This window comes from Morganella sp. GD04133, from assembly GCF_029835375.1.
Classification (GTDB): domain Bacteria; phylum Pseudomonadota; class Gammaproteobacteria; order Enterobacterales; family Enterobacteriaceae; genus Morganella; species Morganella morganii_B.
On sequence record NZ_JAODZS010000004.1, the window covers coordinates 132,614 to 157,782 of the forward strand.

The 25,169-nt window shown below is 49.6% G+C and carries 22 protein-coding genes; 12 read left to right on the forward strand and 10 right to left on the reverse strand.

Annotated features, from left to right (window positions below):
* The first annotated feature begins 84 nt into the window (after positions 1–84).
* Together agp and N7387_RS03035 are read left to right on the forward strand one after the other, a co-directional pair.
* Positions 85–1,335, forward strand: a complete 1,251-nt coding sequence (gene agp, locus N7387_RS03030; protein WP_279796748.1) for a bifunctional glucose-1-phosphatase/inositol phosphatase — start codon at positions 85–87, stop codon at positions 1,333–1,335.
* Between the two features lie 222 nt (positions 1,336–1,557).
* Positions 1,558–2,484, forward strand: coding sequence for a hypothetical protein (locus N7387_RS03035; protein WP_279796750.1), 927 nt, complete (start codon positions 1,558–1,560; stop codon positions 2,482–2,484).
* On the opposite strand, the gene N7387_RS03040 is transcribed toward N7387_RS03035, so the two are convergent.
* Entirely contained in the window at positions 2,432–2,890 is a 459-nt protein-coding gene (locus N7387_RS03040; RefSeq protein WP_274370573.1) for a DUF6122 family protein, read from the reverse strand. The two genes, N7387_RS03035 and N7387_RS03040, sit on opposite strands and share 53 nt — an antisense overlap.
* Before the next feature lie 234 nt (positions 2,891–3,124).
* On the opposite strand from N7387_RS03040, the gene fabV reads away from it, so the two are divergent.
* Positions 3,125–4,324 (forward strand): enoyl-ACP reductase FabV, encoded by a 1,200-nt coding sequence (gene fabV, locus N7387_RS03045; RefSeq protein WP_279796752.1) that lies wholly within the window; start codon positions 3,125–3,127, stop codon positions 4,322–4,324.
* Between the two features lie 70 nt (positions 4,325–4,394).
* On the opposite strand, the gene N7387_RS03050 is transcribed toward fabV, so the two are convergent.
* Both N7387_RS03050 and N7387_RS03055 read right to left on the reverse strand, forming a co-directional pair.
* Positions 4,395–4,943, reverse strand: a complete 549-nt coding sequence (locus N7387_RS03050; RefSeq protein ID WP_262882207.1) for a GNAT family N-acetyltransferase — start codon at positions 4,941–4,943, stop codon at positions 4,395–4,397.
* A gap of 21 nt (positions 4,944–4,964) precedes the next feature.
* Positions 4,965–5,459 carry a YbaK/EbsC family protein gene (locus N7387_RS03055; protein WP_279796779.1) on the reverse strand — a complete coding sequence of 165 codons (495 nt, stop codon included), beginning with the start codon at positions 5,457–5,459 and terminating at the stop codon, positions 4,965–4,967.
* A 99-nt stretch (positions 5,460–5,558) separates the two neighbouring features.
* Between N7387_RS03055 and N7387_RS03060 the strand changes: the two genes are divergently transcribed.
* The 3 genes from N7387_RS03060 to N7387_RS03070 all read left to right on the forward strand — a co-directional run bounded on the left by N7387_RS03060 (position 5,559) and on the right by N7387_RS03070 (position 9,918).
* Positions 5,559–6,977 (forward strand): PLP-dependent aminotransferase family protein, encoded by a 1,419-nt coding sequence (locus tag N7387_RS03060; RefSeq protein WP_279796781.1) that lies wholly within the window; start codon positions 5,559–5,561, stop codon positions 6,975–6,977.
* 284 nt (positions 6,978–7,261) lie between these two features.
* Positions 7,262–7,942, forward strand: a complete 681-nt coding sequence (locus N7387_RS03065; RefSeq protein WP_279796783.1) for a hypothetical protein — start codon at positions 7,262–7,264, stop codon at positions 7,940–7,942.
* Positions 7,943–7,986: 44 nt separating this feature from the next.
* Entirely contained in the window at positions 7,987–9,918 is a 1,932-nt protein-coding gene (locus N7387_RS03070) for a M66 family metalloprotease (RefSeq protein ID WP_279796784.1), read from the forward strand.
* 17 nt (positions 9,919–9,935) lie between these two features.
* Here N7387_RS03070 and N7387_RS03075 read toward each other — a convergent pair whose 3' ends face one another.
* The 3 genes from N7387_RS03075 to N7387_RS03085 all read right to left on the reverse strand — a co-directional run bounded on the left by N7387_RS03075 (position 9,936) and on the right by N7387_RS03085 (position 11,998).
* Entirely contained in the window at positions 9,936–10,079 is a 144-nt protein-coding gene (locus tag N7387_RS03075; RefSeq protein ID WP_274370656.1) for a hypothetical protein, read from the reverse strand.
* A gap of 122 nt (positions 10,080–10,201) precedes the next feature.
* Positions 10,202–11,404, reverse strand: coding sequence for a lactate oxidase (locus N7387_RS03080; RefSeq protein WP_279796786.1), 1,203 nt, complete (start codon positions 11,402–11,404; stop codon positions 10,202–10,204).
* A 27-nt stretch (positions 11,405–11,431) separates the two neighbouring features.
* Positions 11,432–11,998 carry a YceI family protein gene (locus N7387_RS03085; RefSeq protein ID WP_262882211.1) on the reverse strand — a complete coding sequence of 189 codons (567 nt, stop codon included), beginning with the start codon at positions 11,996–11,998 and terminating at the stop codon, positions 11,432–11,434.
* A gap of 247 nt (positions 11,999–12,245) precedes the next feature.
* Between N7387_RS03085 and N7387_RS03090 the strand changes: the two genes are divergently transcribed.
* Positions 12,246–13,118, forward strand: a complete 873-nt coding sequence (locus N7387_RS03090) for a pirin family protein (RefSeq protein ID WP_262882212.1) — start codon at positions 12,246–12,248, stop codon at positions 13,116–13,118.
* A gap of 133 nt (positions 13,119–13,251) precedes the next feature.
* Here N7387_RS03090 and N7387_RS03095 read toward each other — a convergent pair whose 3' ends face one another.
* Together N7387_RS03095 and N7387_RS03100 are read right to left on the reverse strand one after the other, a co-directional pair.
* Positions 13,252–14,190: a LysR substrate-binding domain-containing protein gene (locus N7387_RS03095; RefSeq protein ID WP_279796790.1), complete on the reverse strand. Its 939-nt coding sequence runs from the start codon at positions 14,188–14,190 to the stop codon at positions 13,252–13,254.
* A 97-nt stretch (positions 14,191–14,287) separates the two neighbouring features.
* The gene (locus tag N7387_RS03100; RefSeq protein ID WP_262859505.1) at positions 14,288–15,067 is read right to left on the reverse strand and encodes an acetoin reductase; all 780 of its coding nucleotides are present in this window, start codon (positions 15,065–15,067) and stop codon (positions 14,288–14,290) included.
* Between the two features lie 431 nt (positions 15,068–15,498).
* Here N7387_RS03100 and galS point away from each other — a divergent pair, with 431 nt between their 5' ends.
* From galS to mglC, 4 genes are all read left to right on the forward strand, one after another.
* Positions 15,499–16,512, forward strand: coding sequence for an HTH-type transcriptional regulator GalS (galS, locus tag N7387_RS03105; protein ID WP_279796793.1), 1,014 nt, complete (start codon positions 15,499–15,501; stop codon positions 16,510–16,512).
* 258 nt (positions 16,513–16,770) lie between these two features.
* Complete coding sequence (mglB, locus tag N7387_RS03110) at positions 16,771–17,766, forward strand: galactose/glucose ABC transporter substrate-binding protein MglB (protein ID WP_279796795.1); 996 nt, start codon at positions 16,771–16,773, stop codon at positions 17,764–17,766.
* A 73-nt stretch (positions 17,767–17,839) separates the two neighbouring features.
* Positions 17,840–19,348, forward strand: coding sequence for a galactose/methyl galactoside ABC transporter ATP-binding protein MglA (mglA, locus tag N7387_RS03115; protein WP_279796797.1), 1,509 nt, complete (start codon positions 17,840–17,842; stop codon positions 19,346–19,348).
* A gap of 11 nt (positions 19,349–19,359) precedes the next feature.
* Positions 19,360–20,373 (forward strand): galactose/methyl galactoside ABC transporter permease MglC, encoded by a 1,014-nt coding sequence (gene mglC, locus N7387_RS03120; RefSeq protein ID WP_004237773.1) that lies wholly within the window; start codon positions 19,360–19,362, stop codon positions 20,371–20,373.
* 63 nt (positions 20,374–20,436) lie between these two features.
* Here the strand turns inward: mglC and speB are convergent, their stop codons facing one another.
* Together speB and speA are read right to left on the reverse strand one after the other, a co-directional pair.
* Complete coding sequence (gene speB / locus N7387_RS03125; protein ID WP_274370983.1) at positions 20,437–21,360, reverse strand: agmatinase; 924 nt, start codon at positions 21,358–21,360, stop codon at positions 20,437–20,439.
* 59 nt (positions 21,361–21,419) lie between these two features.
* Positions 21,420–23,324: a biosynthetic arginine decarboxylase gene (speA, locus tag N7387_RS03130; RefSeq protein WP_025152746.1), complete on the reverse strand. Its 1,905-nt coding sequence runs from the start codon at positions 23,322–23,324 to the stop codon at positions 21,420–21,422.
* 669 nt (positions 23,325–23,993) lie between these two features.
* On the opposite strand from speA, the gene metK reads away from it, so the two are divergent.
* The gene (gene metK / locus N7387_RS03135) at positions 23,994–25,148 is read left to right on the forward strand and encodes a methionine adenosyltransferase (protein WP_262882221.1); all 1,155 of its coding nucleotides are present in this window, start codon (positions 23,994–23,996) and stop codon (positions 25,146–25,148) included.
* Positions 25,149–25,169 lie beyond the last annotated feature (21 nt).

Below are 25,169 nucleotides of genomic sequence, written 5' to 3' on the forward strand. Positions count from 1 at the left end.
GTTTTGGGAGTTCGCTCCCGGTAAATATGAATCGCTTCAGTCATTAATATCGGTTCGAAAATAATGACAACAGGAGTGTTCCGGATGAAAAAAACCTTACTGACGCTTTCACTTGCAGCTGCATTACTGACGCCCGCCCTGCCCGCTTTTGCTGATACCTCCGCCGCTGATATGACACTGGAACAGGTGCTGGTGATGAGCCGCCACAACCTGCGCACCCCGATTGTGAATACCGGTATTCTGACCGAAATTACCGATAAAACCTGGCCTGCGTGGGATGCGCAGAGCGGTTATCTGACCACCAAAGGCGGTGCGCTGGAAGTCTATATGGGGCACTATTTCCGCGAGTGGCTGGATGAGAATAAACTGCTGCCGGACACCCTGTGCCCGACCGGTGAAAAAGAGCTGAATGTGTACGCCAACAGCCTTCAGCGCACTATCGCCACCGCGCAGTTCTTTACTGCCGGGGCTTTCCCGGGTTGTACCGTCACCGTGAACCACCAGCCGGAAATTGGTACCATGGATCCGGTGTTCAATCCGATCATCACCAATGACAGCGCAGAATTTAAACAGGCCGCTCTCGCGGCAATGGAGAGCCATTATAAAGGGCTGGATCTGGTACCGGGTTATCAGGCACTGAATAAGGTGCTGAATATCAAAGACTCGGAACAGTGCAAAACCCATAAACTCTGCTCACTGGCTGACGGTAAAAACAGTTTTATTATTAAGGCCGGTAAAGAGCCGGGCGTGAAAGGGCCGCTGAAAATGGCCAACTCTGCGGTGGATGCCATCGATCTGCAATATTATGAAGGTTTCCCGGCAGACCAGGTCGCCTGGGGCGAAGTCACCACACCGGAGCAGTGGACTGCGCTGAATACCCTGAAAAACGGCTATCAGGAATCCCTGTTTACCCCGCGCATTATCGCGAAAAACGTGGCACATCCGCTGCTGAACTACATTAATCAGCACTTTGCCGCCGCCGCACCGGGCAGTGAAGCGAAATTTACCTTCCTGGCCGGACATGATTCCAATATCGCCTCCCTGCTCTCCGCCCTGGAATTTAAACCGTATCAGTTGCCGCAACAGTATGAACATACGCCAATCGGCGGCAAATTAGTGTTCCAGCGCTGGACAGATAAAACGGATAATAAATCTTATGTGAAGATTGACTATATTTATCAGTCCGCTGATCAACTACGGAATAACAGTTATCTGTCCTTAAAAACACCGCCGCAAAAAGTCACCCTGGAACTGAAAAATTGTCCGGTTGATAAAAACGGCTATTGCGGCTGGGAAACCTTCCAAAAGGTAATGAAAGAAAGCTTATCAGAATAAACATTATATATTCATATTACCGCCCGGCTTACCTTCGCCGGGCTTTTTATGTCTATCTCTGTCACGCTTCGGATAACACTGATAGATAAAGGCTCTGTAAGCCGCTACTATCTGACAATCTGAAAATCATCACAGTATTTTATTACTCATTTATCAGTATCGGCACCCGTCCGGGAATTAACGGTCATATACCGGGCTGAATACACGGATATCATTAATACGATGAAATATTTAAAATCATTACCGGTTCCTTTATTTATTATTACAACTGTCTTAATAAGTTCAGGCTGCAGTCAGAAAAACTACGATGTTGATACCGGTGAAAAAATAATTTATCCCTCCTCTGACGGTGTATTACTGGGCGCCTGTGATAAATGGACGCTGAAAGATGAACAGGTGCGGCAGTTAATTGCCATGAGCAAACCCTATATTGCCCTGCCATACGGTGAATACAGCCAGACACCGTGCAACATGAGCGGCACGGTGACCATTGACGGTAAAACCTGGGATTATCTGCTCAACGGCGGCGGCATTATCACGCTGAGTATTGACGGTATGGTGCGCTATCGCGGCTGTAATACCGATGCCTGCAAGCCGTATCTGCTGCTCCCTTACCGGGGAAAATCCTTCGCGGTCAAAGACGGTGACACCCTGGTGACAGAAGACGACGGCACCGAAAACCGGGGTCGCCTGCTGAGCCGCGAAAGTGTCGCGCAACGGCAGCCGCACAGTGACCCGGGTATGGTTTCCGGCGCGCCGTCTGACGGCACGATGGTCAATAAAGAGACCGGAACAGAGCCGTTCCGGCCGGATAACGGGCAGATGCGCAGACCGGATGCACAACCGGTCGCCGGGGGACAAAGCGGACAAACCGCACCGCAGGGACAACACAGCACACCGGTTTCCGCTGATCGTAACGGAAAGGTGCCGCAGGCAGAAAACAGCCGGATGTCATCCGTGACAAAAGAGATAACATCAGCGGCAGAATCCGCCATGCCGTCTGTCAATATTAACGCACCGTCAACCACGGCTCCGGCTGTCGGTGTTTCCGTTCCGGGAATCTCTGCGCCAACGCTTGATATCAAAGCCCCGTCTGTCAGTTTACCGGGAGCGGAAGTCTCGGTCCCGGCACTGAAAAATCCGTTCTGATGATCTCAGCCGCACAAAAACCCGCCCCCGGCGGGTTTTTTAATACCTGAACCGCGGCATATTCCGTGCCCTGTTTCAGGCTGCCCATATAACAATCCATCCCGTCGGTAAACAGATGGAACAGGCAACCTACCGCTACCGCCCGCACTTTCCATGACGGGATCAGCAGCAGAATAAGATACACAATTGCCGCCCATACGGTATGCAGCGGATGAAAACCGACACTGCATCTGTCCGGGTCAAAGATCGGATCTGCCAGCAGGTGATCCGCATCCATCACCATCGTGGCAATCATAATCATCGCCGCCGCTTTCCAGTGCTGCCGCCAGAACAGCCGCGCAAACAGAACCGGTACCAGAAAATGGCAGCCGTAATGCAGGATATTCCGGAAAATGTCAAATGCCACAGTAACTCCGCTGACAGGTTGTCCGTTATGATGATGGCTATCATAACGGAAATACCGGCGGCTATCCGGCAGAAAATAGATCAGCCCGTCACAATAATAAACTACACCGCATTCCGGATAACAAGGCGGGAATTAACTGGTCTGCTTTGCCGGTTTATCGCTGCATTGTCTTAAGTAAATGAAGAAGATCAGGTATATTAGCCCCTGATTGTTGGCTACCAAGAAAAAATAACTATGATTATCAAACCTAAAATTCGTGGTTTTATCTGCACTACCGCTCATCCGGCGGGCTGTGAAGCCCATGTTCGTGAGCAAATCGCCCGTGTGAAATCCTGCGGCGAACTGAAAAACGGCCCTAAAAAGGTTCTGGTGATTGGTGCATCCACCGGTTACGGTCTGGCTTCCCGTATTAATGCCGCATTCGGCAGCGGTGCGGCAACCATTGGTGTATTTTTTGAAAAGCCGGGCAGTGAAAACAAAACCGGTTCTGCCGGCTGGTACAACGCAGCCGCTTTTGATAAAGCCGCCAAAGAAGAAGGCCTGTATGCAAAAAGCATTAACGGTGATGCCTTCTCTGATGAATGCCGTCAGGACGTTATTGATTTAATTAAACAGGATCTGGGCCAGATCGATCTGGTTGTTTACTCTCTGGCATCGCCGGTCCGTAAAATGCCGGAAACCGGCGAAATTGTCCGCTCCGCCCTGAAACCTATCGGCGAACCGTACAAATCTGTCGCTCTGGATACCAACAAAGACGTGCTGATCGAAGCCGTTGTTGAACCGGCCAATGAGCAGGAAATTGCCGATACCGTCAAAGTGATGGGCGGCCAGGACTGGGAGCTGTGGATGAATGCATTAGCCGAAGCCGGTGTTCTGGCGGATAATGCACAGTCTGTTGCCTACTCCTATATCGGTACCGATTTAACCTGGCCGATTTACTGGCACGGTACCTTAGGTAAAGCCAAAGAAGATCTGGATCGCGCAGCGGCGGCGATTAATCAGAAACTGCAGGCCAAAGGCGGTGCAGCGTATGTTGCCGTTCTGAAATCCGTTGTTACTCAGGCCTCTTCCGCCATTCCGGTAATGCCGTTATATATCTCTATCGTGTTTAAGATCATGAAAGAGAAAGGCATTCACGAAGGCTGTATCGAACAGACTCAGCGCTTATTTGCCACCAAACTGTTTAACGGCTCTGCGCCGGAAACCGATGAAAAACAGCGTCTGCGTCTGGATGACTGGGAATTACGCGATGATGTGCAGAACACCTGCCGTGAAATCTGGCAGCAGCTGACCGATGATAACATCAACGATTTAACCGACTATCAGGGCTATAAAGCGGAGTTCCTCCGTTTATTCGGCTTTGGTCTCGATGGCGTTGATTATGATGCTGATTTAAGCGGTGAAGTTAACTTTGACGTGAAAGAATTAGTCTAATCATCACTGAAAAACCCGCCGCAGCCCTGATTATTCAGCGGCTGCGGCGGGTTTTCTTTTATCCGACGATTCAGCGGGTTTCGCAGACCAGCCAGTAATAATGGTTATTATTGAATCCGAACTCATCCAGCACCGTCAGCCCGAGCTTACGGGTGTGCGCGGCATAAGAGCGTGGATTAACCTTGTTGATAAAGGTCACCAGGATATCAAACCGCTGCGACATTTTTTCCAGCGCAAACGCAAACAGCCCTTCCAGCACGCCCTGCCCGCGCAGAGATGCATCAATACAGACCGGGCCGTACTGATACGAGTTCTCTGTGGTCAGTGTCTGACCGGCAAACTCATAATCGCCCAGTTTATCAATCATATGGGCAAATAGCGGCCACGGTGACCAATACTGCCAGGATGCCGCCATCACAAACGCCACGACCTTACCATCCTGTTTGGCGACAAATAATCCCTGCTCATTTTCAATCAAATCAACCATCTGCTCATCACTCATCTGTGTGGTGACAAAGCCGTCCGGTTTGTCTTCATCACTGATGGTGGTCAGATGATAACGTTTTAATAAGGCTTTTATCTGATCCATGTCCGACAGTTCAGCAACACAATATTCCATCGTTATTCTCCGTTATCATTGTTATTCTGCGGCGGGAGGTACCGCAATATCCGCAATGCGATCATGACCGATCACACTAAAATAGTCATCCGCTGCCAGAGACACCGATCTCACCAGTTCCCCTGCATTAAAAAATACCCGCCCGGCACCGGTCAGGCGCTTATCAACATACAGTGTCAGTTCGTCATTAAAGCTGAACGGCGGAACCGCCCCCATCGGGCAGCCGGTCAGCGCCTGTGCCGTTTCCGGCGCGGCAAATGAGGCTTTCTTCCCGCCCTCCAGCTTCGCAATATTTTTAAAATTGACTTTGCAGTCGCCCGGCACAATCGCCAGCACATAGCGGATATCCGGTGTGCTGCCGGTGACCTGTAACACCATGGCTTTTGCCGCCTGGCTCAGTTTATTCCCCCGTATTTTACTTATCGCATCAGAACGGCCTTCCGCCGGATGGTCGATCACCTCAAAGGAAACCGCCTGTGAATCCAGTAAACGGGTGATTTTGTCAAATGTTGTCATATAAACCTCACAGTCAGCCGGAGAAACCCTTGCGTCATAATTTACTCTCAACGTACTCTTACAGAAACACACAGAACCCGTAAGAATGAGGCAGAACAGATGGTACAGCTTCCGCGCTACCGGCAGATGGCCGATCAGATAAAACAGGCTGTCCGTGAGGGTGTTTTACCGCCGGACAGCCGTCTGCCGTCCGTCCGGGTTCTGGCCGCACAGTACAATGTCAGCCTGACCACCGCCCTGAAAGTGCTGCGCACGCTGGAAGATGAGCATGTTGCCGTGGCGCGGCCGAAATCCGGCTTTTTTGTCGCCCCGGTTCAGCCCGCAACAGAAAACGGCACGACAGAAACACACACCGCTGATTTTGCCCCGCTGGATGAACAGACAGAACTGCATATGTCGATGGTCGGTGAGGAGTGCCGTGTCCGGCTCGATCTGGCTAACGGCCGCCGGGAGCTTTATCCGGTCAGAAAGCTGAGTCTCATCATGCGTCAGCTCAGTTACAGCAAGCCGTTCCTGCTGGGGGATTCAGTCAAAGGCACCGGCTATGCCCCGCTGAAGGAGGAAATCGCCCGCCGGGCGGTCAGTTATGGCTGTCATATCTCTCCGGAAACCCTGCTGATCACCAACGGCTGCATAGAAGCCTTATCACTGGCGCTGCGCGCCACACTCAGCCCCGGGGATGCGGTGGCCGTGGAATCTCCCTGTTATTTTGTGCTGTTACAGATGCTGCGTAATCTCAATCTGCGGCTGACCGAAGTGGATGCCTGTGAAGACGGATATGTGGATTGCGATAAACTCACTGCCCTGTTCCGCCACAAAGCGGTAAAAGCGTTTGTGACACTCGCTAACGTCAATAACCCGCTGGGCAAAACGATTCCGGATGACGTCAAAGCGGAAATCACCCGTCAGGCGGATGAAAACGGTGTGATCATTATTGAGGATGATACTTTCGGTGACGCGGCATTCGGCGGGCAGCGCCCGTTCCCGATGCGGGCATTCAGCCATAATGTGATTCTGTGCAGCGGGTTTTCCAAAACCATCGCGCCCGGTGTGCGTATCGGCTGGGTTCACAGTCAGCATTACATGCGCAAAATCACGTCTCTCAAATACACCTCATCGATGGGCTCTCAGGTACTGCCGCAGGCCGCCATCAGCGAACTGCTGAGTAACGGCGGCTATGATGCGCATCTGCGCCGCCTGCGCCGTGAACTGGCGGCACAGGTGCAGAACATTCGCCGTGTTGTGCTGCGGGAATTCCCGCCGGGCACCACCGTAACCGAACCGGAAGGCGGCTATGTTCTGTGGGTCACCATGCCGGAAGGCAGCCTGAATGTGCGGGAGCTGTTTCTCAATGCCCGCGCAGAGGGGATTGGCATTGCGCCGGGACATATTTTTGCCACCGACAGCCGCTATGACCGCTGTTTCCGGCTCAATGCCGGGTTTGGCTGTGATAAGGATGTGGAGGATGCGATCGCCCGGCTGGCGCAATGGTGCAGGGAATCACTGCAAAGCGGATAACGCCGGCCTGACTGTTTTGCTTCTGCAACAGTGAAACCCGTTTTCATGACGACTCCCCGATATTTCTCATCCTGATTATCTGTTTATTCATAATGATCAGGAGAAATATCATGAGAAACATTAATGGTACATAATATTTGTTGCTTTAATATATTTTAATCAATCTAAAGCAGCGAAGTCATGAAATATAAAATAGCATTTGTTTTATTTGTGTTTTTAGTGACCAACTGCCAGGATGTTTTTTTCTTTAATTTTGTTAATTTATTAAAAATAAGGGAAATAAAATGAATATTAAAAAATGCGCTGTGGAGACAGAAAAAAAAGCATTGAATCATTCAGGATTGAAATCACGTAAAAACATCACTTACTTCAATAATGTGACCTTTCCCAGTGACACTCAGGGGGAACTTGAAGGAACTGTCTACTATGTCCAGAATAGTATTATCCCGGCGGGAGAACATATTTATGGTGATATTCAGCCGGATATTATATCTAACAGAAAAACAATGATGATGTTTAAGCCACATACTGATTCGTTAAGTTTATCACCCATTTTTTTCACTATTTATCATAATAATGAAGTTTTATTTCATGAAGAAATGCTACCGCCTGATCACTTAACAAAGATATGTACAAGAGTATATACGCAAATAGATGCAGATTTTTCATTACCTTCACATTTTGATTTCATATTAGATGATAGTGAAGAACTACAAAATTCTAAAGACGCCATTTATTTTAACAACTTTATTAAAGAATATGATTCCATCAACGTAGTTACTTATGATGGTGGGCATTCTCCCTCTTTTGAGCTTTTTTATAATACCAGCTATACAGGTAAAAAAGTTTTTTTGAATGCACATCAACATATGGAATTACTATTTCATTTAATGCATCAAAAAGAAATCTTGAGAAGGGAGAATCTATATTTCTTGTCAATAATAAAGGGACATGGTACGAGGTAAACGATGACAATAGTAGCGGGAAATTTTCATCTGAAATTCAATATATGGGAAACACATGGTCTGTGATTGTACCTTATCATGTGATGTACCCGGGGATAAAATTTAAATTTTCGAGAGAGGGAAAATCTGGTTTTATTTATAACCCGGTTATTAAAGCACCGAATGAATTGATTTTAAACACAATAACAATTGGTATGCTAACCCCTCATCGTGAAATTTTTAAATTTCAGGAAAACCCTGAGTATCATCGCCAATATTTTCAGCAAATTCCTGTATCCCGATTAACCGTCAATACATATGACCCCATTGATTTAGACGAAGTAATGTTACCTGATGGCCGGCTGCTTACGGGACATGCCCCCGGAAATGGCGGTTGGCATGATGGAATTATGAGGGAACAAATTGCCAAGTCTCTTATTGCATCCGGAATTAATAATGCTAATTATGGTATTAATGTAACAGGCAGAGATCTTAGCCCTGCAGGAAAGGTATCTCAATTTACTGCACATACGACTATTGGAATGTATGAAAACGGTTTAATAGTCCATGGCGGAAGTGGCATGGTGACGTTAGATGATACGATACGAAATGAATTTAGCCATGAAGTCGGACATAACTTTGGCTTAGGGCACTATCCTGGTGGATTTAATGGTTCAGTAAATCAAATACCAACTCACCGAAACTCAACATGGGGATGGGATTGTGATAAAAATTTCTTTCTGCCTAATTTCAGACAAAAAATTACCCATCAACCTACTTATTTAGAATATGAAGGCGTTGGGGAGTACGCTCTTCCCTTTGAAGGGCACTCACTGGGTAAAGATGCTATGGCTGGTGGTGCGCCTATGTATGAAAAATATAATGCTTTTACTTTACATACGCCATATTCATTATATTACATTCAAAAAAACCTGGAAAGCAAAGCAGTATTTAATCCTGATTCAAAAACCGGATTTAGCATTTGGGACAGCAAAAAAAATAAAATAGTGGATTATAACCATATCATTGAAAGTTTTTATTTCAAATATATTAACATTAAGAACAAAATAGATGTATTTGCTAGTGACATAAGTAAATGCCTTGATGAGTATGATTATATTTACATTTATCTTTATAATGGACGATGGGCCCAAAATATATTTTTTCCAGTGTCTGACTCTGAAAACAATGGTAAAATAATTAAAATTAACACATCAGCAGCATATCGTGTTTATTTACATATGAATGGAAGCAGTTTTGCAGCAATGAAAAATGTAGATTTGTATTTTTTATCCCATAATGGCTCTTGGTTGGAAATGAAATATCCGGATTTAGAACAATATAAAGACGTTGATGTTTCTAATGACACATCAATTACCAGTACGGAAATAAATGATTATTTCAACATGTCTCCTTATTTATTTATACATTGTCAAGACTACCGCTGGACACCCGATATTCATTTCCCGCCTGCTAACTCGAACAACAAAGGTAATGTAATAAAAATTCATGTAGAATCCGTATATGATGTCAGAATTCATATGAATGGAATAAGTTTCTTAGCTGAAAAATACATTGATTTACACTATATTTCTGATGGTTATACTTGGTTTATCGATAGTATGCTATATATTGAGCGCATTCCTTTTGAGCAAGGTATTAAAGTCATTACAATACTTGGGTACTATGATCCTAAAAATCAATTGCCGAGTTATATCTACCCAACCCTAAATGCTGCTTTTGGTATGGTATATAAATCAGATGAAATTAAAGATAACAGTTGCTATCTGGAAGTCGAATATGAAAATGGAACAAAAAGCATTCATATATTAGCTCATTTCAGATTGACAGATAATGAAATGAACCAGTTTCATGTTAATGTTAGCCGGGAACGATTACCGAGAATAGCTCGCATTATTATTCGGGGCGTAGTTGCAGCGGAAAAATCAATAAATCTTGGCAGTGACAATCTAACCTATACTATTAATGGTTATTAACTCATCAATTCATAATGTTACGCTTGTCGATTATTTTTATGTTGAGGAAATTCAAAATCAATGGCGGCATCCACTTTGCGGACGCGGTGATCGTCAGGAACCAGTTCGTCGGGAGTAACCACTTCAAACTGATATTGCTGCGGGGCAGGTTCTTTAAGCATGGTGGTCAGTCCGTTTTTTACACTGACCTTATCAGATCAAAGCCCCGGCATTTCTGCCGGGACTTTGTCAGCAATCTGAGCACTGCCGCTGAGCGGCAGTGCTCTTATCTGTCAGACAGGAATTACTGAAAATCCCGGTCGCTGTACAATCTGGTCTGTTTGACGGCATTAATATCTTTTGTACCGCCCAGCATCATATTGATACGTAATTCTTTATTCAGTTGCTGAATAACAGAATTTACCCCTTCCGCCCCGCCCAGATTCAGGCCATACAGAACCGGACGACCGACTGCAACCACATCCGCACCGCTTGCCAGCGCTTTAAAGACGTGTGAGCCACGGCGCACACCACTGTCAAATACGATTGGCACACGTTTGTTCACCACTTTTGCAATGGAAGGCAGCACATCAAAAGAGGCCGGTCCGCTGTCCAGCTGACGACCGCCGTGGTTGGATACCCAAATGGCATCCGCACCCGCCTCAATGACTCGGTCAGCATCTTCCGGTGACTGAATACCTTTAACAATGACCGGCAGACCGGACAATTTTTTCACATACTGAATATCATCTGGGGTAAATGCCTGTTTGGCCTGAGCGTAGATCTCGCTGATCCCTGCACCTTTCCCGGTTTTAGAGCCGTCATTGTTCTGTGCAGCAAACAATTCAAGGTTGGCAAATCCTAACGGGAACTGGAAATTGTTGCGTAAATCATCCTCACGCCAGCCGCCGACCGGAGAATCCACGGTCAGAATAATCGCTTTGGCACCACTTTCTTTCGCCCGTTTCAGGGTGAATTCATTAAACGCATTATTTTTGCTCATATAGAGCTGGAAGAAGAACGGATGTCCGTCAGATACCGCCGCCACTTCCTCAATGGTTTTATTTCCGTAGGTGCTGAGAGAAAAAACAGAACCTGCTTTTGCCATACCTTTTGCCGTGGCAATTTCCCCGTCACGGTGCGCCAGTCCCTGTGCTGCCATCGGTGCCTGAATGACAGGCGTTGCCAGCGATATGCCCAGGAATGATGTTGAGAGATCGATATCTTTTAATTCAATTCCCTGCATCACGCGCGGCATAATATATTTGCGATCAAAACTGGCGGTATTATCACGCATATTTTTTTCATCTTCCGCTCCACCGCGGATATAACCGAATGCCCCTTTATCCATATTGGCTTTTACCTGTGATTCCAGGTCATTCAGGTTAACAATTTTTACCGGCCCTTCTTTGGTACTGGCTTTATATTCTGCTGCGTACGCAGTACTCAGTGTCATTGCCAGCCCCAGGGCTGCAACGGCAAATATACCTGATTTTGATTTTTGCATAATATGATTCCTGTTCCCGGTATACATTTACTGTTTAATTGCTTCAGCCTGAATTTTCAGTGACATATTCGCCGGAATACCGGCATCGGCGAGAAAATCAACGCCCCACTGAGTACGGTCAATCGTGGTTTCAAAATCACCGCCGCAGACATCCGCTTTAAATACCGGACTGAAATAACAGCCAAATTTCGTTACCTGTAACTGTACCGGATGCGTTTTTCCTTTGATCGTTAAATTACCGTCCACCGACATCAGTTTATTTCCGGAAAAATGCCATTTTGATGAATCAAATTTAATCTCCGGATATTTTTCCGCATCAAGAATATCGGCACTCAGCATATGCTGATTAAATCCGTCAATCCCGGTATTCAGTGTTTTCACCGGAATAGTAACCTGAACATGCCCTGTTTGCTTCTCAGGTGAATACGCCATATCACCGGTAATATTATAAAAACCGCCGCTGTTGGTAGAGGTATTAAAATGATCAATATAGAACACCGCTTTGGTATGACCCGGATCTAACTTATAGTCAGCAGCCTGTACGGTATTCCATAAAAACAGTGAAGCAAACAGCGTTAAGCCGATCTTTTTCATTCTTTCTTTCCTGATTAATGTATGACAGTCGCCGCCACTCTTTCTGCCGGCCCCGATGCCGCTAACAATACGGTGTTCCTTTCTTCGCCGGTAGAGCGGATATCGATAAACACTGTTCTGAAAACAGGATAATCCGGGTATCACAAAACTGTTCTGTTTCTGCAACAGTGAAACCCGTTTTCATGACTACTCCCTGATGTTTCGCACCCTTATTATCAATTCATACATAATTATCAGGAGAAATATCATGAGAAACATTATCGGCACCTACCGTGCACCGAAAGGCCATTGGGTCGGCGACGGCTTCCCGGTCAGCCAGATGTTTTCCTACAGCAATCACGGCAAACATCTGAATCCGTTTATCCTGCTCGACCGCGCCGGTCCGGCGGATTTCCCGCCATCAGAGGGAGCCAACCGGGGAGTTGGTGAGCACCCGCACCGTGGTTTTGAAACTGTGACTATCGTCTATGACGGTGAGGTGGCGCACCATGATTCCACCGGTCAGGGCGGTGTGATCGGCAAAGGGGATGTGCAGTGGATGACCGCCGCATCCGGTATTCTGCATCAGGAATACCATTCTGACCGCTTTATGCGGGAAGGCGGCACACTGGATATGGTGCAGTTGTGGGTGAATCTGCCTGCTTCCGCAAAATCCGCCGCACCGGGTTATCAGTTACTGGAAAACAACGCCATTCCGGCGGTGGCACTGCCGAATGACGCGGGAACATTACGGGTGATCGCCGGGGAATATGCCGGGGCACGCGGCCCGGCCAGAACGTTCACAGAAATGGATGTGTGGGATCTTCGGCTGAAAGCCGGGAAAGTCACTGGTCTGGCGGCAAAAGCCAACCGCAATGCCGGGCTGATCGTTCTGCACGGCAGCATTTATGTTGACAGCCGCGCACCGCTGCACACCGGCGAACTGATGATTCTGGACGACGCTGACAGCACCATTCTGCTGGAAGCCACCGAAGATGCCGTTGTTCTGTTCCTCAGCGGCGAGCCTATCGATGAGCCGGTTGTCGGTTACGGCCCGTTTGTGATGAACAGCGAGCAGGAAATCCGTGAAGCCATTGAGGATTTCAACAGCGGTCGTTTCGGGCATATCCCCGCTGAATAATACCGATGAGGCAAATACGACCATTATTTGCCTCACAAAATGAGGCGAATAGCGTGACTATTTGCCTCATTGTTTTCAGTTCCGCTCAATATGATTCAGAAAGCCACATTTTTATGTGGCTTTTTTATTGTTGTTAATCAGCAGGATAGCTTACTCCCGCCCCCGAAAACGCCGCCGTCTGCGGCACATGTTCCGCCAGATAATTCAGCAGTGCCTGCACGGAGGGTAACAGCCCTTTGCGGGACGGAAAAACCGCGTGGATCACATCTTCCGGGAACTGCCAGCCCGGCAGAACACGAACAAGCCGCCCGGCAGTCAAATCATTGAGAACCACACCTTCCGGCAGGCGGGCGATGCCCAGCCCTTTGCATGCCGCGCGGTGCAATGTCATGACATCAGTGGTTGCGAGGCGTGCCGTGAGGTGTTTGGTGATGCTGCCGCCGTCTTCGCCGGTCAGTGTCAGTGTGTAGTTTTGTTTTTGTTCGCTGTTGGCGAGGATCGGGAATTCTGTCAGATCATCCGGATGCTGCGGTGCCGCTTTCCCGGTAAATAACCGCGGCGAGGCGACCAGGATGCGCCGCGAATACCCCAGCACTTTCATGGTCAGCCCGGAGTCATCCAGCGGGAGGGAGCGAACCCGCAGAGCGAGATCAAACCCTTCACTGATCACATCCACCGGACGGTTAACCGCCAGGATCTGCACATCAATATCGGGGTATTTCACCATAAAATCTGTCAGCAGATCCTGAAGATAGGCCTGTAACAACGCGACCGGACAGGAAAACTTCACACTGCCGCGCGGATGTCCCTGCACAGAACAGATGATTTCTTCGGCAATTTCCGCCTCATCAATCACGTTTTTGCACTGCTGGTAAAAGGCCTGCCCGATCTCAGTAACATGAAACTGCCGGGTAGAGCGGTAGATCAGCGAAATATTCAGTTTCTGTTCCAGATCAGCAATACGGCGGCTGAGCCGGGATTTCGGAATACCCAGCGCTTCTCCCGCCGGGGAGAATCCGCCGTATTCCACCACTTTCACAAAATAATAAAGGTCATTCAGATCGTATTTCATGCCTGTCACCCGCAGCGTTATCCTGCGGATCAGTATACATAAAAAAATCCGCCGCATTCAGCATGCGGCGGATGTCTGTGAATATAAACGCAATAATTTAGCGGTAAACAATACCACCGTCGGTCAGAATCGCCTGGCCGGTGATGTAATCCGAGTCGTCGCTTGCCAGGAAGGCAACCAGTGCCGCCACATCATCCGGAGTCTGGGCACGGCCCAGCGCAATACCATCGACATATTTTTTGTAGGTTTCCCCTTTCGGCGCGCCGGTGATTTCAGAGAAGCGCTCATCAATTTCCACCCACATATCCGTGCCGACAATCCCCGGACAGTAAGCGTTCACGGTGATCCCGCTGCTGGCGAACTCTTTGGCTGCCGCCTGGGTCAGTGCGCGGACTGCAAATTTCGTGGCGGAATAAACGCCGAGTAAGGCAAAACCATCATGTCCGGCAATGGATGAGGCGTTAATGATTTTCCCTTTCTGTCCGCGTGCTTTGAATTTAGCCGCTGCGGCCTGGATTCCCCACATCGTACCATCGACGTTAATGCGGAAAATACGATCCATATCCTCCGGACGGACATCTTCAATCGCCTTAACCTGGGCAATACCGGCGTTATTGACGATCACATCAAAACCGCCCAGCGCTTGTTCTGCTTTATCGACAACCGCAAAAACCTGATCGCGCTGACTGATATCTGCGGTGAATGTTGCCGCTTTGCGGCCCAGGGCTTCCACTTCTTTTTTGACTTTCGCCAGCCCTTCTTCTTTCAGATCCACCAGCGCAATATCCGCCCCTTCTTTGGCTAAGCGCAGTGCAATACCACGACCAATCCCCTGTGCAGCGCCGGTAACCAGAACCACTTTACCCGTTAGTGCCATGATGTGCTCCTTATGAGTGAGGTATTTCGTTATGATATTAATACTCATTTAAAAACATACGCGTTTTTATCCGGGTTGCAAGCCGGTAAGCACATAATGAGCAATAGTCCTGCCCAGTGACAACACTTCACTGTAACAAAATTCGTCAGTATCTCATTCCATAACATTCCCGGCGGGTTTTGCCCTGTCCGGCATAACCCGCCTGCCGGAAAAAAAACAATCAGTATCATTTATATATTAATAATTTTAGTGAATGTATCCCCAATGTTGTTACAGACCCTGGTGAAGGGATTCAGCTTCCCGTTACAGGCGGATAATCCGAAAAAATCAATGTAAACGCTTTCTTTATGCTGTGAGATGAATCACACGGTCATCACTCGCTCCGGGTTAAGATGACAACATGTTTCATTACCTCTGACCTGTAATTTCCGATGACATCTATACACCCCGTAACTATCCGTGATGTTGCAAAACGCGCCGGTGTCTCCGTCGCCACCGTATCCCGTGTATTAAATAATACGGCGGCCACCCGCTCAGAGACCCGGGAACTGGTGATGAACGCCGTGGCTGAGCTGGATTACCGGCCAAACGCCAATGCGCAGGCACTGGCCAGCCAGAGCAGTGATATTCTCGGCGTGGTGGTGATGGATGTATCAGACCCGTTTTTCGGTGCGCTGGTCAAAGCCGTGGATACGGTCGCCCAGCAGCACGGCAAACATGTGCTGATCGGAAACGGCTATCATCAGGCAGAACAGGAGCATCATGCTATTGAAGTGCTGATCCGTCAGCGCTGCAACGCCCTGGTGGTGCATTCCAAAGCGCTCAGTGACGCGGAACTGAGTGATTTTCTCCGTCAGGTGCCCGGTATGACGGTGATTAACCGCGTTATTCCCGGTTTTGAGCACCGCTGTGTCGGGCTGGATAACCTGTCCGGCGGGGAAATGGCGACCCGCCTGCTGATCTCTCAGGGGCATCAGCGCATCGGTTATCTCGGTTCCACCCACGAGATAGAAGATAATACCCTGCGCTATCAGGGCTACTGCAAAGCCATGAGCACCGCCGGGCTGACAGCCGGTACTGCCTGGTATGCGACCGGGTCACCGGACTCTGACGGCGGCGAAGCCGCGATGATTGAGCTGCTGGGGCGCAATCAGGCACTCTCCGCCGTGTTTACCTATAACGATGCCATGGCTGCCGGGGCTATGTCGGTGCTGAATGAAAACGGTATCCGCGTACCGCAGCAGTTTTCCCTGATCGGGTTTGATGATATTCCCGCCGCCCGTTTCACCACACCGAAGCTGACCACAGTACGTTACCCGGTGGTCTCCATGGCCATGCTGGCGACAGAACTTGCCTTAGCGGGTGCCGCCGGAACGTTACCGCCGCCGGAGCCGCATGTGTTTATGCCAACCCTGGTTATCCGTCACTCTTCCGCCTGCCGGTGATCTTTCTTCATGTAAACGTTTTCAATCTGTGAGTCTATTCACAGACGGATAACAACTCTCATTTTATGATCCGGGCGTTTCCTGACGTTATCGTCATGTCCCAGGTTCTGCCATCTTCTTACCAGCATGCCGTTTTATTTATAAATTATTATTATCATTTGCCGGAAGAGTGATAAATACCGCCCCTGCATTTCCTCTGAATAACAGGTGGCGTCATAAATAAAAACTGTACCCTATCCCCCGACCCGGAGGCAGAGAATGAAGAAGCATTTTGTCCTAGCAGGCGTTGCCGCCGCTATGCTGCTTGGTGCTGCGGCACAAGCACAGGCTGATACCCGTATTGGTGTGACCATCTACAAATACGATGACAACTTTATGTCTATCGTTCGTAAAGCCCTTGAGAAAGATGCAAAAAATTCACCGGAAATCACCCTTCTGATGAATGATTCACAAAACGACCAGTCCAAACAGAATGATCAGATTGATGTCCTGCTGGCGAAAGGTGTCAAAGCACTGGCGATCAACCTGGTTGACCCTGCCGCCGCCCCGGTAATCATCGACAAAGCAAAATCCAATGATATTCCGGTGGTGTTCTTCAACAAAGAACCTTCCCGCAAAGCCCTCGACAGCTACGATAAGGCCTGGTTTGTCGGTACTGACTCCAAAGAATCCGGGGTTATCCAGGGTGAACTGATTGCCAAACACTGGGCAGCCAACCCGGCGTGGGATCTGAACAAAGACGGTAAAATTCAGTATGTGCTGATCAAAGGTGAGCCGGGTCACCCGGATGCGGAAGCCCGCACCACCTATTCGGTCAAAACCCTGAATGAGAAAGGCATCCCGACAGAGCAGCTTCAGCTCGATACCGCGATGTGGGATACCGCACAGGCCAAAGATAAAATGGATGCATGGCTCTCCGGCCCGAATGCAGACAAAATCGAAGTGGTCATTGCCAACAATGACGCGATGGCCATGGGTGCCGTTGAAGCCCTGAAAGCACACAACAAGACCCATATCCCGGTCTTTGGTGTGGATGCCCTGCCGGAAGCCCTCTCCATGGTGAAATCCGGGGCAATGGCCGGTACGGTGCTGAATGACGCGGAAAACCAGGCGAAAGCCACCATGGCTATCACCAAAAACCTGGCGGAAGGCAAACCGGCAGCGGAAGGCACCAGCTACAACATTGAGAACAATGTTATCCGTGTGCCGTATGTCGGCGTGGATAAAGAGAACCTGTCACAGTTTATAAAATAAGCGGTGATTCTTTCCGCCCGCAGCATCCGTGCTGCGGGCGTGTCCGGAACGATAACATTAGCCAGGTGTATGTATGGCCGACAGCTCAGGCGAATATCTGCTGGAAATGATGCATATCAATAAGTCATTTCCCGGCGTTAAGGCACTCGATAATGTCAATTTACGGGTACGACCGTATTCCGTTCATGCCCTGATGGGCGAAAACGGTGCCGGTAAATCCACATTATTAAAATGCCTTTTCGGGATTTATAAAAAAGACAGCGGCAGCATCCTGTTTCAGGGACAGGAAATCGATTTTAAAGGCTCAAAAGAGGCGCTGGAACACGGCGTGTCTATGGTGCATCAGGAGCTGAACCTGGTGCTGCAGCGCTCGGTGATGGATAACATGTGGCTGGGACGCTATCCCGCCAAAGGGTTTTTTGTCGATCAGAACAAGATGCTGAAAGACACACAAGCCATCTTTGATGAGCTGGATATCGATATCGATCCGCGGGAAAAAGTCCGCAATCTGTCCGTCTCGCAAATGCAGATGATCGAAATCGCCAAGGCGTTTTCCTATAACGCCAAAATTGTGATCATGGATGAGCCGACCTCCTCCCTGACCGAAAAAGAAGTTAATCATCTGTTTACCATTATCCGCAAGCTGAAAGATCGCGGCTGCGGTATCGTCTATATCTCCCACAAAATGGAAGAAATTTTCCGCCTCTGTGATGAGATCACTATTCTGCGTGACGGTCAGTGGATCTCCACACAGCCCCTTGAAGGGCTGACGATGGATAACATTATTGCCGCCATGGTCGGACGCACACTCAGCCAGCGTTTCCCGGAAAAACAGAGCACGCCGGGGGATGTCATGCTGGAAGTCAGAAACCTCACATCTCTGCGCCAGCCGTCTATCCGCGATATCAGTTTCGACCTGCATCAGGGAGAAATCCTCGGTATCGCCGGTCTGGTTGGTGCCAAACGGACAGATATTCTCGAAACCCTGTTCGGGATCCGCGAGAAATCCGCCGGCACCATCATGCTGAGAGGAAAAACCATTAAGAACAACAGCGCCAACGAAGCCATTAATCACGGCTTCGCGCTGGTCACCGAAGAGCGCCGCGCCACGGGAATCTATGCCTGGCTGAATATCAGTTTTAACTCGCTGATTTCAAACATGGGCAAATATAAAAATAAACTGGGTCTGCTGGATAACAGCAAAATGAAAAGTGATACCCAGTGGGTGATTGATGCCATGCGGGTGAAAACCCCCGGCCATCACACCCAAATAGGCTCGCTGTCCGGCGGGAATCAGCAGAAGGTGATTATCGGCCGCTGGCTGCTGACACAACCGGAAGTGTTAATGCTGGATGAACCGACGCGCGGGATTGATGTCGGAGCAAAATTTGAAATTTACCAACTGATTACTGAACTGGCCAAAAAAGGAAAAGGGATCATTATCGTTTCCTCCGAAATGCCGGAACTGCTGGGGATCACAGACCGGATTCTGGTGATGAGCAACGGTGAGGTCGCCGGTATCGTCAACACCCGTGACACCTCGCAGAGTGAGATTTTACGTCTCGCCTCCCTTCACCTTTAAGGATATTAACAATGAGCGCAGCATTAAATAAAAAAAGCTTCCTGTCCTATCTGAAGGACGGGGGGATTTATGTGGTTCTGCTGGTCTTACTGGCGATCATTATCATTCAGGATCCGACATTCCTCAGCCTGATGAACCTGAGTAATATCCTCACCCAATCCTCGGTGCGGATTATTATCGCGCTGGGTGTCGCGGGGCTGATTGTCACCCAGGGCACGGATTTATCCGCCGGGCGTCAGGTCGGGCTGGCGGCGGTAATTGCGGCGACATTGCTGCAATCCATGGAAAACGTGAACAAAGTTTTCCCGCAAATGGAAACCTGGTCTATCCCGATGGTGATCCTGCTGGTGTGTGCGGTCGGTGCGGTGATCGGTCTGGTTAACGGCCTGATTATTGCCTATCTCAACGTCACGCCGTTTATTACCACTCTCGGTACTATGATTATCGTTTACGGTATCAACTCCCTGTATTACGATTCTGTCGGTGCCTCACCGGTGGCGGGGTTTGATCCGAAATTCTCTGAATTTGCCCAGGGATTTATCCGTTTCGGTGATTTTAAGCTGTCATATATTACGTTTTATGCCGCGATAGCCGTTTTCTTTGTCTGGATACTGTGGAATAAAACCCGCTTCGGCAAAAACATTTTTGCCATCGGCGGTAACCCGGAAGCGGCTAAAGTGTCCGGTGTGAATGTCGGCCTGAACCTGATTATGATTTACGCCTTATCCGGCGTGTTCTATGCCTTCGGCGGCCTGCTTGAAGCCGGACGTATCGGCAGTGCGACCAACAACCTCGGCTTTATGTATGAGCTGGATGCTATCGCGGCCTGTGTGGTGGGGGGCGTGTCCTTCTCCGGCGGGGTCGGTACCGTGCTGGGCGTGGTGACCGGGGTGCTGATTTTTACCCTGATAAACTACGGCCTGACCTATATCGGCATCAACCCGTACTGGCAGTACATTATCAAGGGCAGCATCATTATTTTTGCCGTTGCGCTGGATTCACTGAAATACGCGAAGAAAAAATAATTCCGCTGAAATGCAAAAGACCCGCACTGCGGGTCTTTTGTTTTAACGGTGGTGAAGCCGGTTTCAGCCTTTTTTCGCAGCCTGAAGATAGAGCATTTCCAGTGCGATAGTTGCGCCGGCCAGTGCCGTGATATCGGACTGATCATACGCCGGAGCCACTTCCACCAGATCCATCCCGACGATATTGAGCGGCTGAAGGCCGCGCAGCAGTTTCAGGGCTCGGTCAGTTGTCAGCCCGCCGATAACCGGTGTGCCGGTGCCCGGGGCAAATGCCGGGTCCAGACAGTCGATATCGAAGGTCAGATAAACCGGCATATCGCCGACAATCGCTTTCACCTGAGCAATCACATCATCCACCGTGCGGTCATTGACCTGCGCGGCATCAATCACAGTGAAACCGTTGTCTGTTTCATGTTCGGTACGGATACCAATCTGCACGGAATGCGCCGGGTCAATCAGTCCCTCATTCGGGGCGTGATAGAACATGGTGCCGTGGTCAAACTTGCTGCCGTTGCCGTAAGTGTCGGTATGGGCATCGAAATGCACCAGCGCCATCTTACCGAAATGTTTGGCGTGCGCGCGCAGCAGCGGCAGCGTCACAAAGTGATCGCCCCCGAAAGAGAGACATTTTTTACCGGACGCCAGCACTTTCTCTGTGTGCGCCTGTAACTTATCACTCATGTCCTGTGCATCACCGAACGCGAACACCAGATCACCGCAATCCACCACATTCAGGCGCTCGCGCATGTCAAATGTCCACGGCCAGCGATGACCTTCCCAGGCCAGATTGGTTGAAATCTGGCGGATTGCTGCCGGTCCGTGACGGGAGCCTGCGCGGCCGGAGGTCGCCATATCAAACGGAACACCGGTGATCACCCAGTCAGCGTCACTGGTGTACGGCTGGAAATTCAGCGGCAGGCGGAGAAAACCAAACGCATTAGAGACCAGTGAGTTATCGGTCTGATTGCCTAATGTGCTGTTAATCATAATGATTCCTTTATCAATGTCTTACTGACACAAAGCCGGACGTAATATCCCGCCGGGTATTATTCATCTTCTAAATAGGTATAGCCGTACAGGCCGCTTTCGAACTCTTCGGTAAAGGCCTTTTGCTCCTCTTCATCCAGATCAGAAACTTTCACCTGATCACGGAAGCGTTCGAGCAGAATTTTCGGATCCAGCTTCACATACTGAAGCATATCCGCCACGGAATCGCCCTCTTCGCTTTCCAGATAGCGCACCTGGCCGTTTTCACCGACATACACATCGAGTGCGGCGGTATCGCCGAACAGGTTATGCATATTACCGAGAATTTCCTGATAAGCACCAATCATGAAAAAGCCCATCATCGGCGGATTTTCCGGGTCATAAGACGGCATCGGCATGGTGGTTGCCACCCCGTCACCGTCCACATAATGGTCGATAATACCGTCGGAGTCACAGGTGATATCCAGCAGCACCGCGCGGCGATCCAGCGGCTTATCCAGCCCCTCAATCGGCAGTACCGGGAACAGCTGATCGATCCCCCACGCATCCGGCAGCGACTGGAACAGCGAGAAATTCACATAGAATTTATCCGCCATACGTTCCTGGAGTTCATCGATAATCGGGCGGTGTGCGCGGTTACCCGGATCCAGATCCTGCTGGATACGGCGGCAGATATTCAGATACAGCCCTTCCGCCCAGGCACGTTCGGTCAGGGACAGCATGCCCTGCGCGTACTGGGTGTGGATATCATGCAGGTCGAGCTGGCTGTCGTGCAGCCATTCGCGCAGAGAGCGGGCATTGCCTTTGGTCTGCATCTCTTCCCAGGTTTCCCACAGGCTGGCAACCGGACGCGGTGCATCTTCAGCAGGTGCTTCCACCGGGGAGAACTCGTTGCGCTCCACACCGATCACATTGGAAACCAGCACGGTATGGTGCGCCGTCAGGGCGCGACCGGATTCGGTAATCACGGTCGGGTGCGGCAGGCCGTGCTCTTCACAGGCATCACCAATAGCCCAGATCACATTATTGGCATACTCATTCAGCCCGTAGTTCACAGAGCAGTCAGACTGCGAACGGGTGCCTTCATAATCCACCCCGAGGCCGCCGCCGACATCAAAGCACTGAATATTGACACCCAGCTGATGCAGCTCGACATAGAAACGGGCGGATTCACGGACACCGGTGGCGATATCGCGGATATTCGCCATCTGCGAGCCGAGATGGAAGTGCAGCAGTTGCAGACTCTCCAGGCTGTCTGCCTGGCGCAGCATATCAATCAGTTGCAGTACCTGGGTGGCCGCCAGACCGAACTTGGATTTCTCGCCGCCGCTGGCCTGCCATTTACCGGAACCCTGAGACGCCAGACGCGCCCGCACGCCGAGGCGCGGTACCACATCCAGATTTTTCGCTTCCTCAAGCACCACCGCGATTTCCGACATTTTTTCAATCACAAGATAGACTTTGTGACCCAGTTTCTCGCCCATCAGGGCAAGACGGATATACTCGCGGTCTTTATAGCCGTTGCAGACGATCACACTGCGGGTCATACCGGCGTGCGCCAGTACCGCCATCAGCTCGGCTTTGGAACCGGCTTCCAGTCCCAGCGGCTCCCCGGCATTGACCAGGGTTTCAATCACGCGCCGCTGCTGGTTGACCTTAATCGGGTAAACCAGAAAATAATCACCTTTGTAACCATAGGATTCGCGGGCACGGCGGAACGCGGCATTAATCGAGCGCAGACGATGCTGCAAAATCTGCGGAAAGCAGAATAATGCAGGCAGACGGATGTGTTCCCGCTCTTTCTGCACACGGTTGACCAGTTCAGCCAGGTCAACGGCGGCCTGCGGCATCTCCGGATTCGGGCAGACGGTGACATGACCGAGGTCATTCACACCGTAATAGCTGCCGCCCCAGTATGCAATGTTATAGGTTTGCTGCATCTTCAGCGCGATATTATCATTCATTAGTCATCTCCTGATTCTGGAGTGAAACTTACCTGTATGGCTGACATACGCCTATCCCCCTTCACCGTGGGATAAATCTGTCCTGTTGACAAGTAAAAATTCAAAATGGATTACATCATCCGGCAAAAAACCGGACACAGATTTACGGGCTTACCGCAGAATGACCCGCCTGCTTGCGTTATCCGGTCTGTTTGAGTGTAACGGATACGGAAAACACCGTGCAGAGCACGTGTCAGTCAGAGAGGAAGAGAGAACAGAAAAGGACGCGGACACATGCTGTAAAGCACGTGGCTGTTGAACGTCAACAAGCAGCAGATAATGGTTCATTAACCCATTTACCCCCACACAGGATTACACACCGTAACCCCCGCCTGAATCATACAGAAAACCTGAGTTTCTGCCGTTTATAACTGACGAAAAATTCACAGCTACTGGCCGCAGTTTATACCGGTTATGACACAAAAATGCAAAATCAAAATGACTAATGCGTGTAAAAAATAAAAACAGTCCCGTAACACATTATTAAAAGTGAAAAAAACCACATGAAAAACCATTCGCACTATAAAATTTCTGGAACCGCTGCTAATTTTACACTAGAATAGCCGTCTAGAAGTTAATACATCCATCAATGTACCGAAAGTTCACTTCACTTAAGGTAGAGAAAAAATAATGACTACACATCTTTTCACTTCTGAGTCCGTATCTGAAGGACACCCGGATAAAATTGCCGACCAAATTTCGGATGCAGTCCTTGATGCGATTTTAAAACAAGATCCCAAAGCGCGTGTTGCCTGTGAAACCTATGTCAAAACCGGTATGGTTCTGGTCGGTGGTGAAATCACCACCAAGGCCTGGGTTGATATTGAGGAAATCACGCGCCGTACTGTCCGTGAGATTGGCTATACCAGCTCATCCATGGGCTTCGATGCTGATTCCTGTGCGGTAATCAGTGCTATCGGTAAACAATCCGCTGACATCAACCAGGGCGTTGACCGTGCTGACCCGCTTGAGCAGGGCGCCGGTGACCAGGGTCTGATGTTTGGTTATGCCTCAAACGAAACTGACGTGCTGATGCCGGCACCGATCACCTATGCTCACCGTCTGGTGGAGCGTCAGGCTCAGGTGCGTAAAAGTGGCACGCTGCCGTGGCTGCGCCCGGATGCGAAAAGCCAGATCACCTTCCGTTACGATGACAACAAAATCGCCGGGATTGATGCGGTTGTGCTGTCAACCCAGCACTCTGAAGACATCTCACAGAAAGATCTGCATGAAGCGGTGATGGAAGAGATCATCAAACCGGTTCTGCCGGAAGAATGGCTGGATCCGACCACCAAATATTTCATCAACCCGACCGGCCGTTTTGTTATCGGCGGACCAATGGGTGACTGCGGTCTAACCGGCCGTAAAATTATCGTCGATACCTACGGCGGCATGGCTCGTCACGGCGGTGGCGCATTCTCCGGTAAGGATCCGTCAAAAGTTGACCGTTCCGCAGCCTACGCAGCCCGTTATGTGGCAAAAAATATTGTCGCTGCCGGTCTGGCTGACCGCTGTGAAATCCAGGTCTCCTACGCGATTGGTGTGGCAGAGCCGACGTCCATCATGGTAGAAACCTTCGGTACCGGTAAAGTCTCCAACCAGCAACTGACGCTGCTGGTGCGCGAGTTCTTCGACCTGCGTCCGTATGGTCTGATTCAGATGCTGGATCTGCTGCACCCGATTTATCAGGAAACCGCAGCATACGGTCACTTCGGGCGTCCTCAATTCCCGTGGGAAAAAACCGACAAAGCAGAACAGCTGCGTGAAGCCGCTGGTCTGAAATAATTCCCTGTTATTAACAGGCAC

Bases quoted from the DNA above. Each gene is read 5' to 3' on its own strand.
- N7387_RS03065 (WP_279796783.1), top strand. From the start codon at position 7,262: ATGAATATTAAAAAATGCGCTGTGGAGACAGAAAAAAAAGCATTGAAT.
- speB (WP_274370983.1), bottom strand. From the start codon at position 21,360: ATGATTAACAGCACATTAGGCAATCAGACCGATAACTCACTGGTCTCT.
- N7387_RS03035 (WP_279796750.1), top strand. From the start codon at position 1,558: ATGAAATATTTAAAATCATTACCGGTTCCTTTATTTATTATTACAACT.
- N7387_RS03075 (WP_274370656.1), bottom strand. From the start codon at position 10,079: ATGCTTAAAGAACCTGCCCCGCAGCAATATCAGTTTGAAGTGGTTACT.
- mglC (WP_004237773.1), top strand. From the start codon at position 19,360: ATGAGCGCAGCATTAAATAAAAAAAGCTTCCTGTCCTATCTGAAGGAC.
- N7387_RS03080 (WP_279796786.1), bottom strand. From the start codon at position 11,404: ATGCAAAAATCAAAATCAGGTATATTTGCCGTTGCAGCCCTGGGGCTG.
- N7387_RS03060 (WP_279796781.1), top strand. From the start codon at position 5,559: ATGGTACAGCTTCCGCGCTACCGGCAGATGGCCGATCAGATAAAACAG.
- N7387_RS03070 (WP_279796784.1), top strand. From the start codon at position 7,987: ATGGGAAACACATGGTCTGTGATTGTACCTTATCATGTGATGTACCCG.
- fabV (WP_279796752.1), top strand. From the start codon at position 3,125: ATGATTATCAAACCTAAAATTCGTGGTTTTATCTGCACTACCGCTCAT.
- agp (WP_279796748.1), top strand. From the start codon at position 85: ATGAAAAAAACCTTACTGACGCTTTCACTTGCAGCTGCATTACTGACG.
- speA (WP_025152746.1), bottom strand. From the start codon at position 23,324: ATGAATGATAATATCGCGCTGAAGATGCAGCAAACCTATAACATTGCA.
- N7387_RS03090 (WP_262882212.1), top strand. From the start codon at position 12,246: ATGAGAAACATTATCGGCACCTACCGTGCACCGAAAGGCCATTGGGTC.
- metK (WP_262882221.1), top strand. From the start codon at position 23,994: ATGACTACACATCTTTTCACTTCTGAGTCCGTATCTGAAGGACACCCG.
- galS (WP_279796793.1), top strand. From the start codon at position 15,499: ATGACATCTATACACCCCGTAACTATCCGTGATGTTGCAAAACGCGCC.
- mglA (WP_279796797.1), top strand. From the start codon at position 17,840: ATGGCCGACAGCTCAGGCGAATATCTGCTGGAAATGATGCATATCAAT.
- N7387_RS03055 (WP_279796779.1), bottom strand. From the start codon at position 5,459: ATGACAACATTTGACAAAATCACCCGTTTACTGGATTCACAGGCGGTT.
- N7387_RS03085 (WP_262882211.1), bottom strand. From the start codon at position 11,998: ATGAAAAAGATCGGCTTAACGCTGTTTGCTTCACTGTTTTTATGGAAT.
- N7387_RS03095 (WP_279796790.1), bottom strand. From the start codon at position 14,190: ATGAAATACGATCTGAATGACCTTTATTATTTTGTGAAAGTGGTGGAA.
- mglB (WP_279796795.1), top strand. From the start codon at position 16,771: ATGAAGAAGCATTTTGTCCTAGCAGGCGTTGCCGCCGCTATGCTGCTT.
- N7387_RS03050 (WP_262882207.1), bottom strand. From the start codon at position 4,943: ATGGAATATTGTGTTGCTGAACTGTCGGACATGGATCAGATAAAAGCC.
- N7387_RS03100 (WP_262859505.1), bottom strand. From the start codon at position 15,067: ATGGCACTAACGGGTAAAGTGGTTCTGGTTACCGGCGCTGCACAGGGG.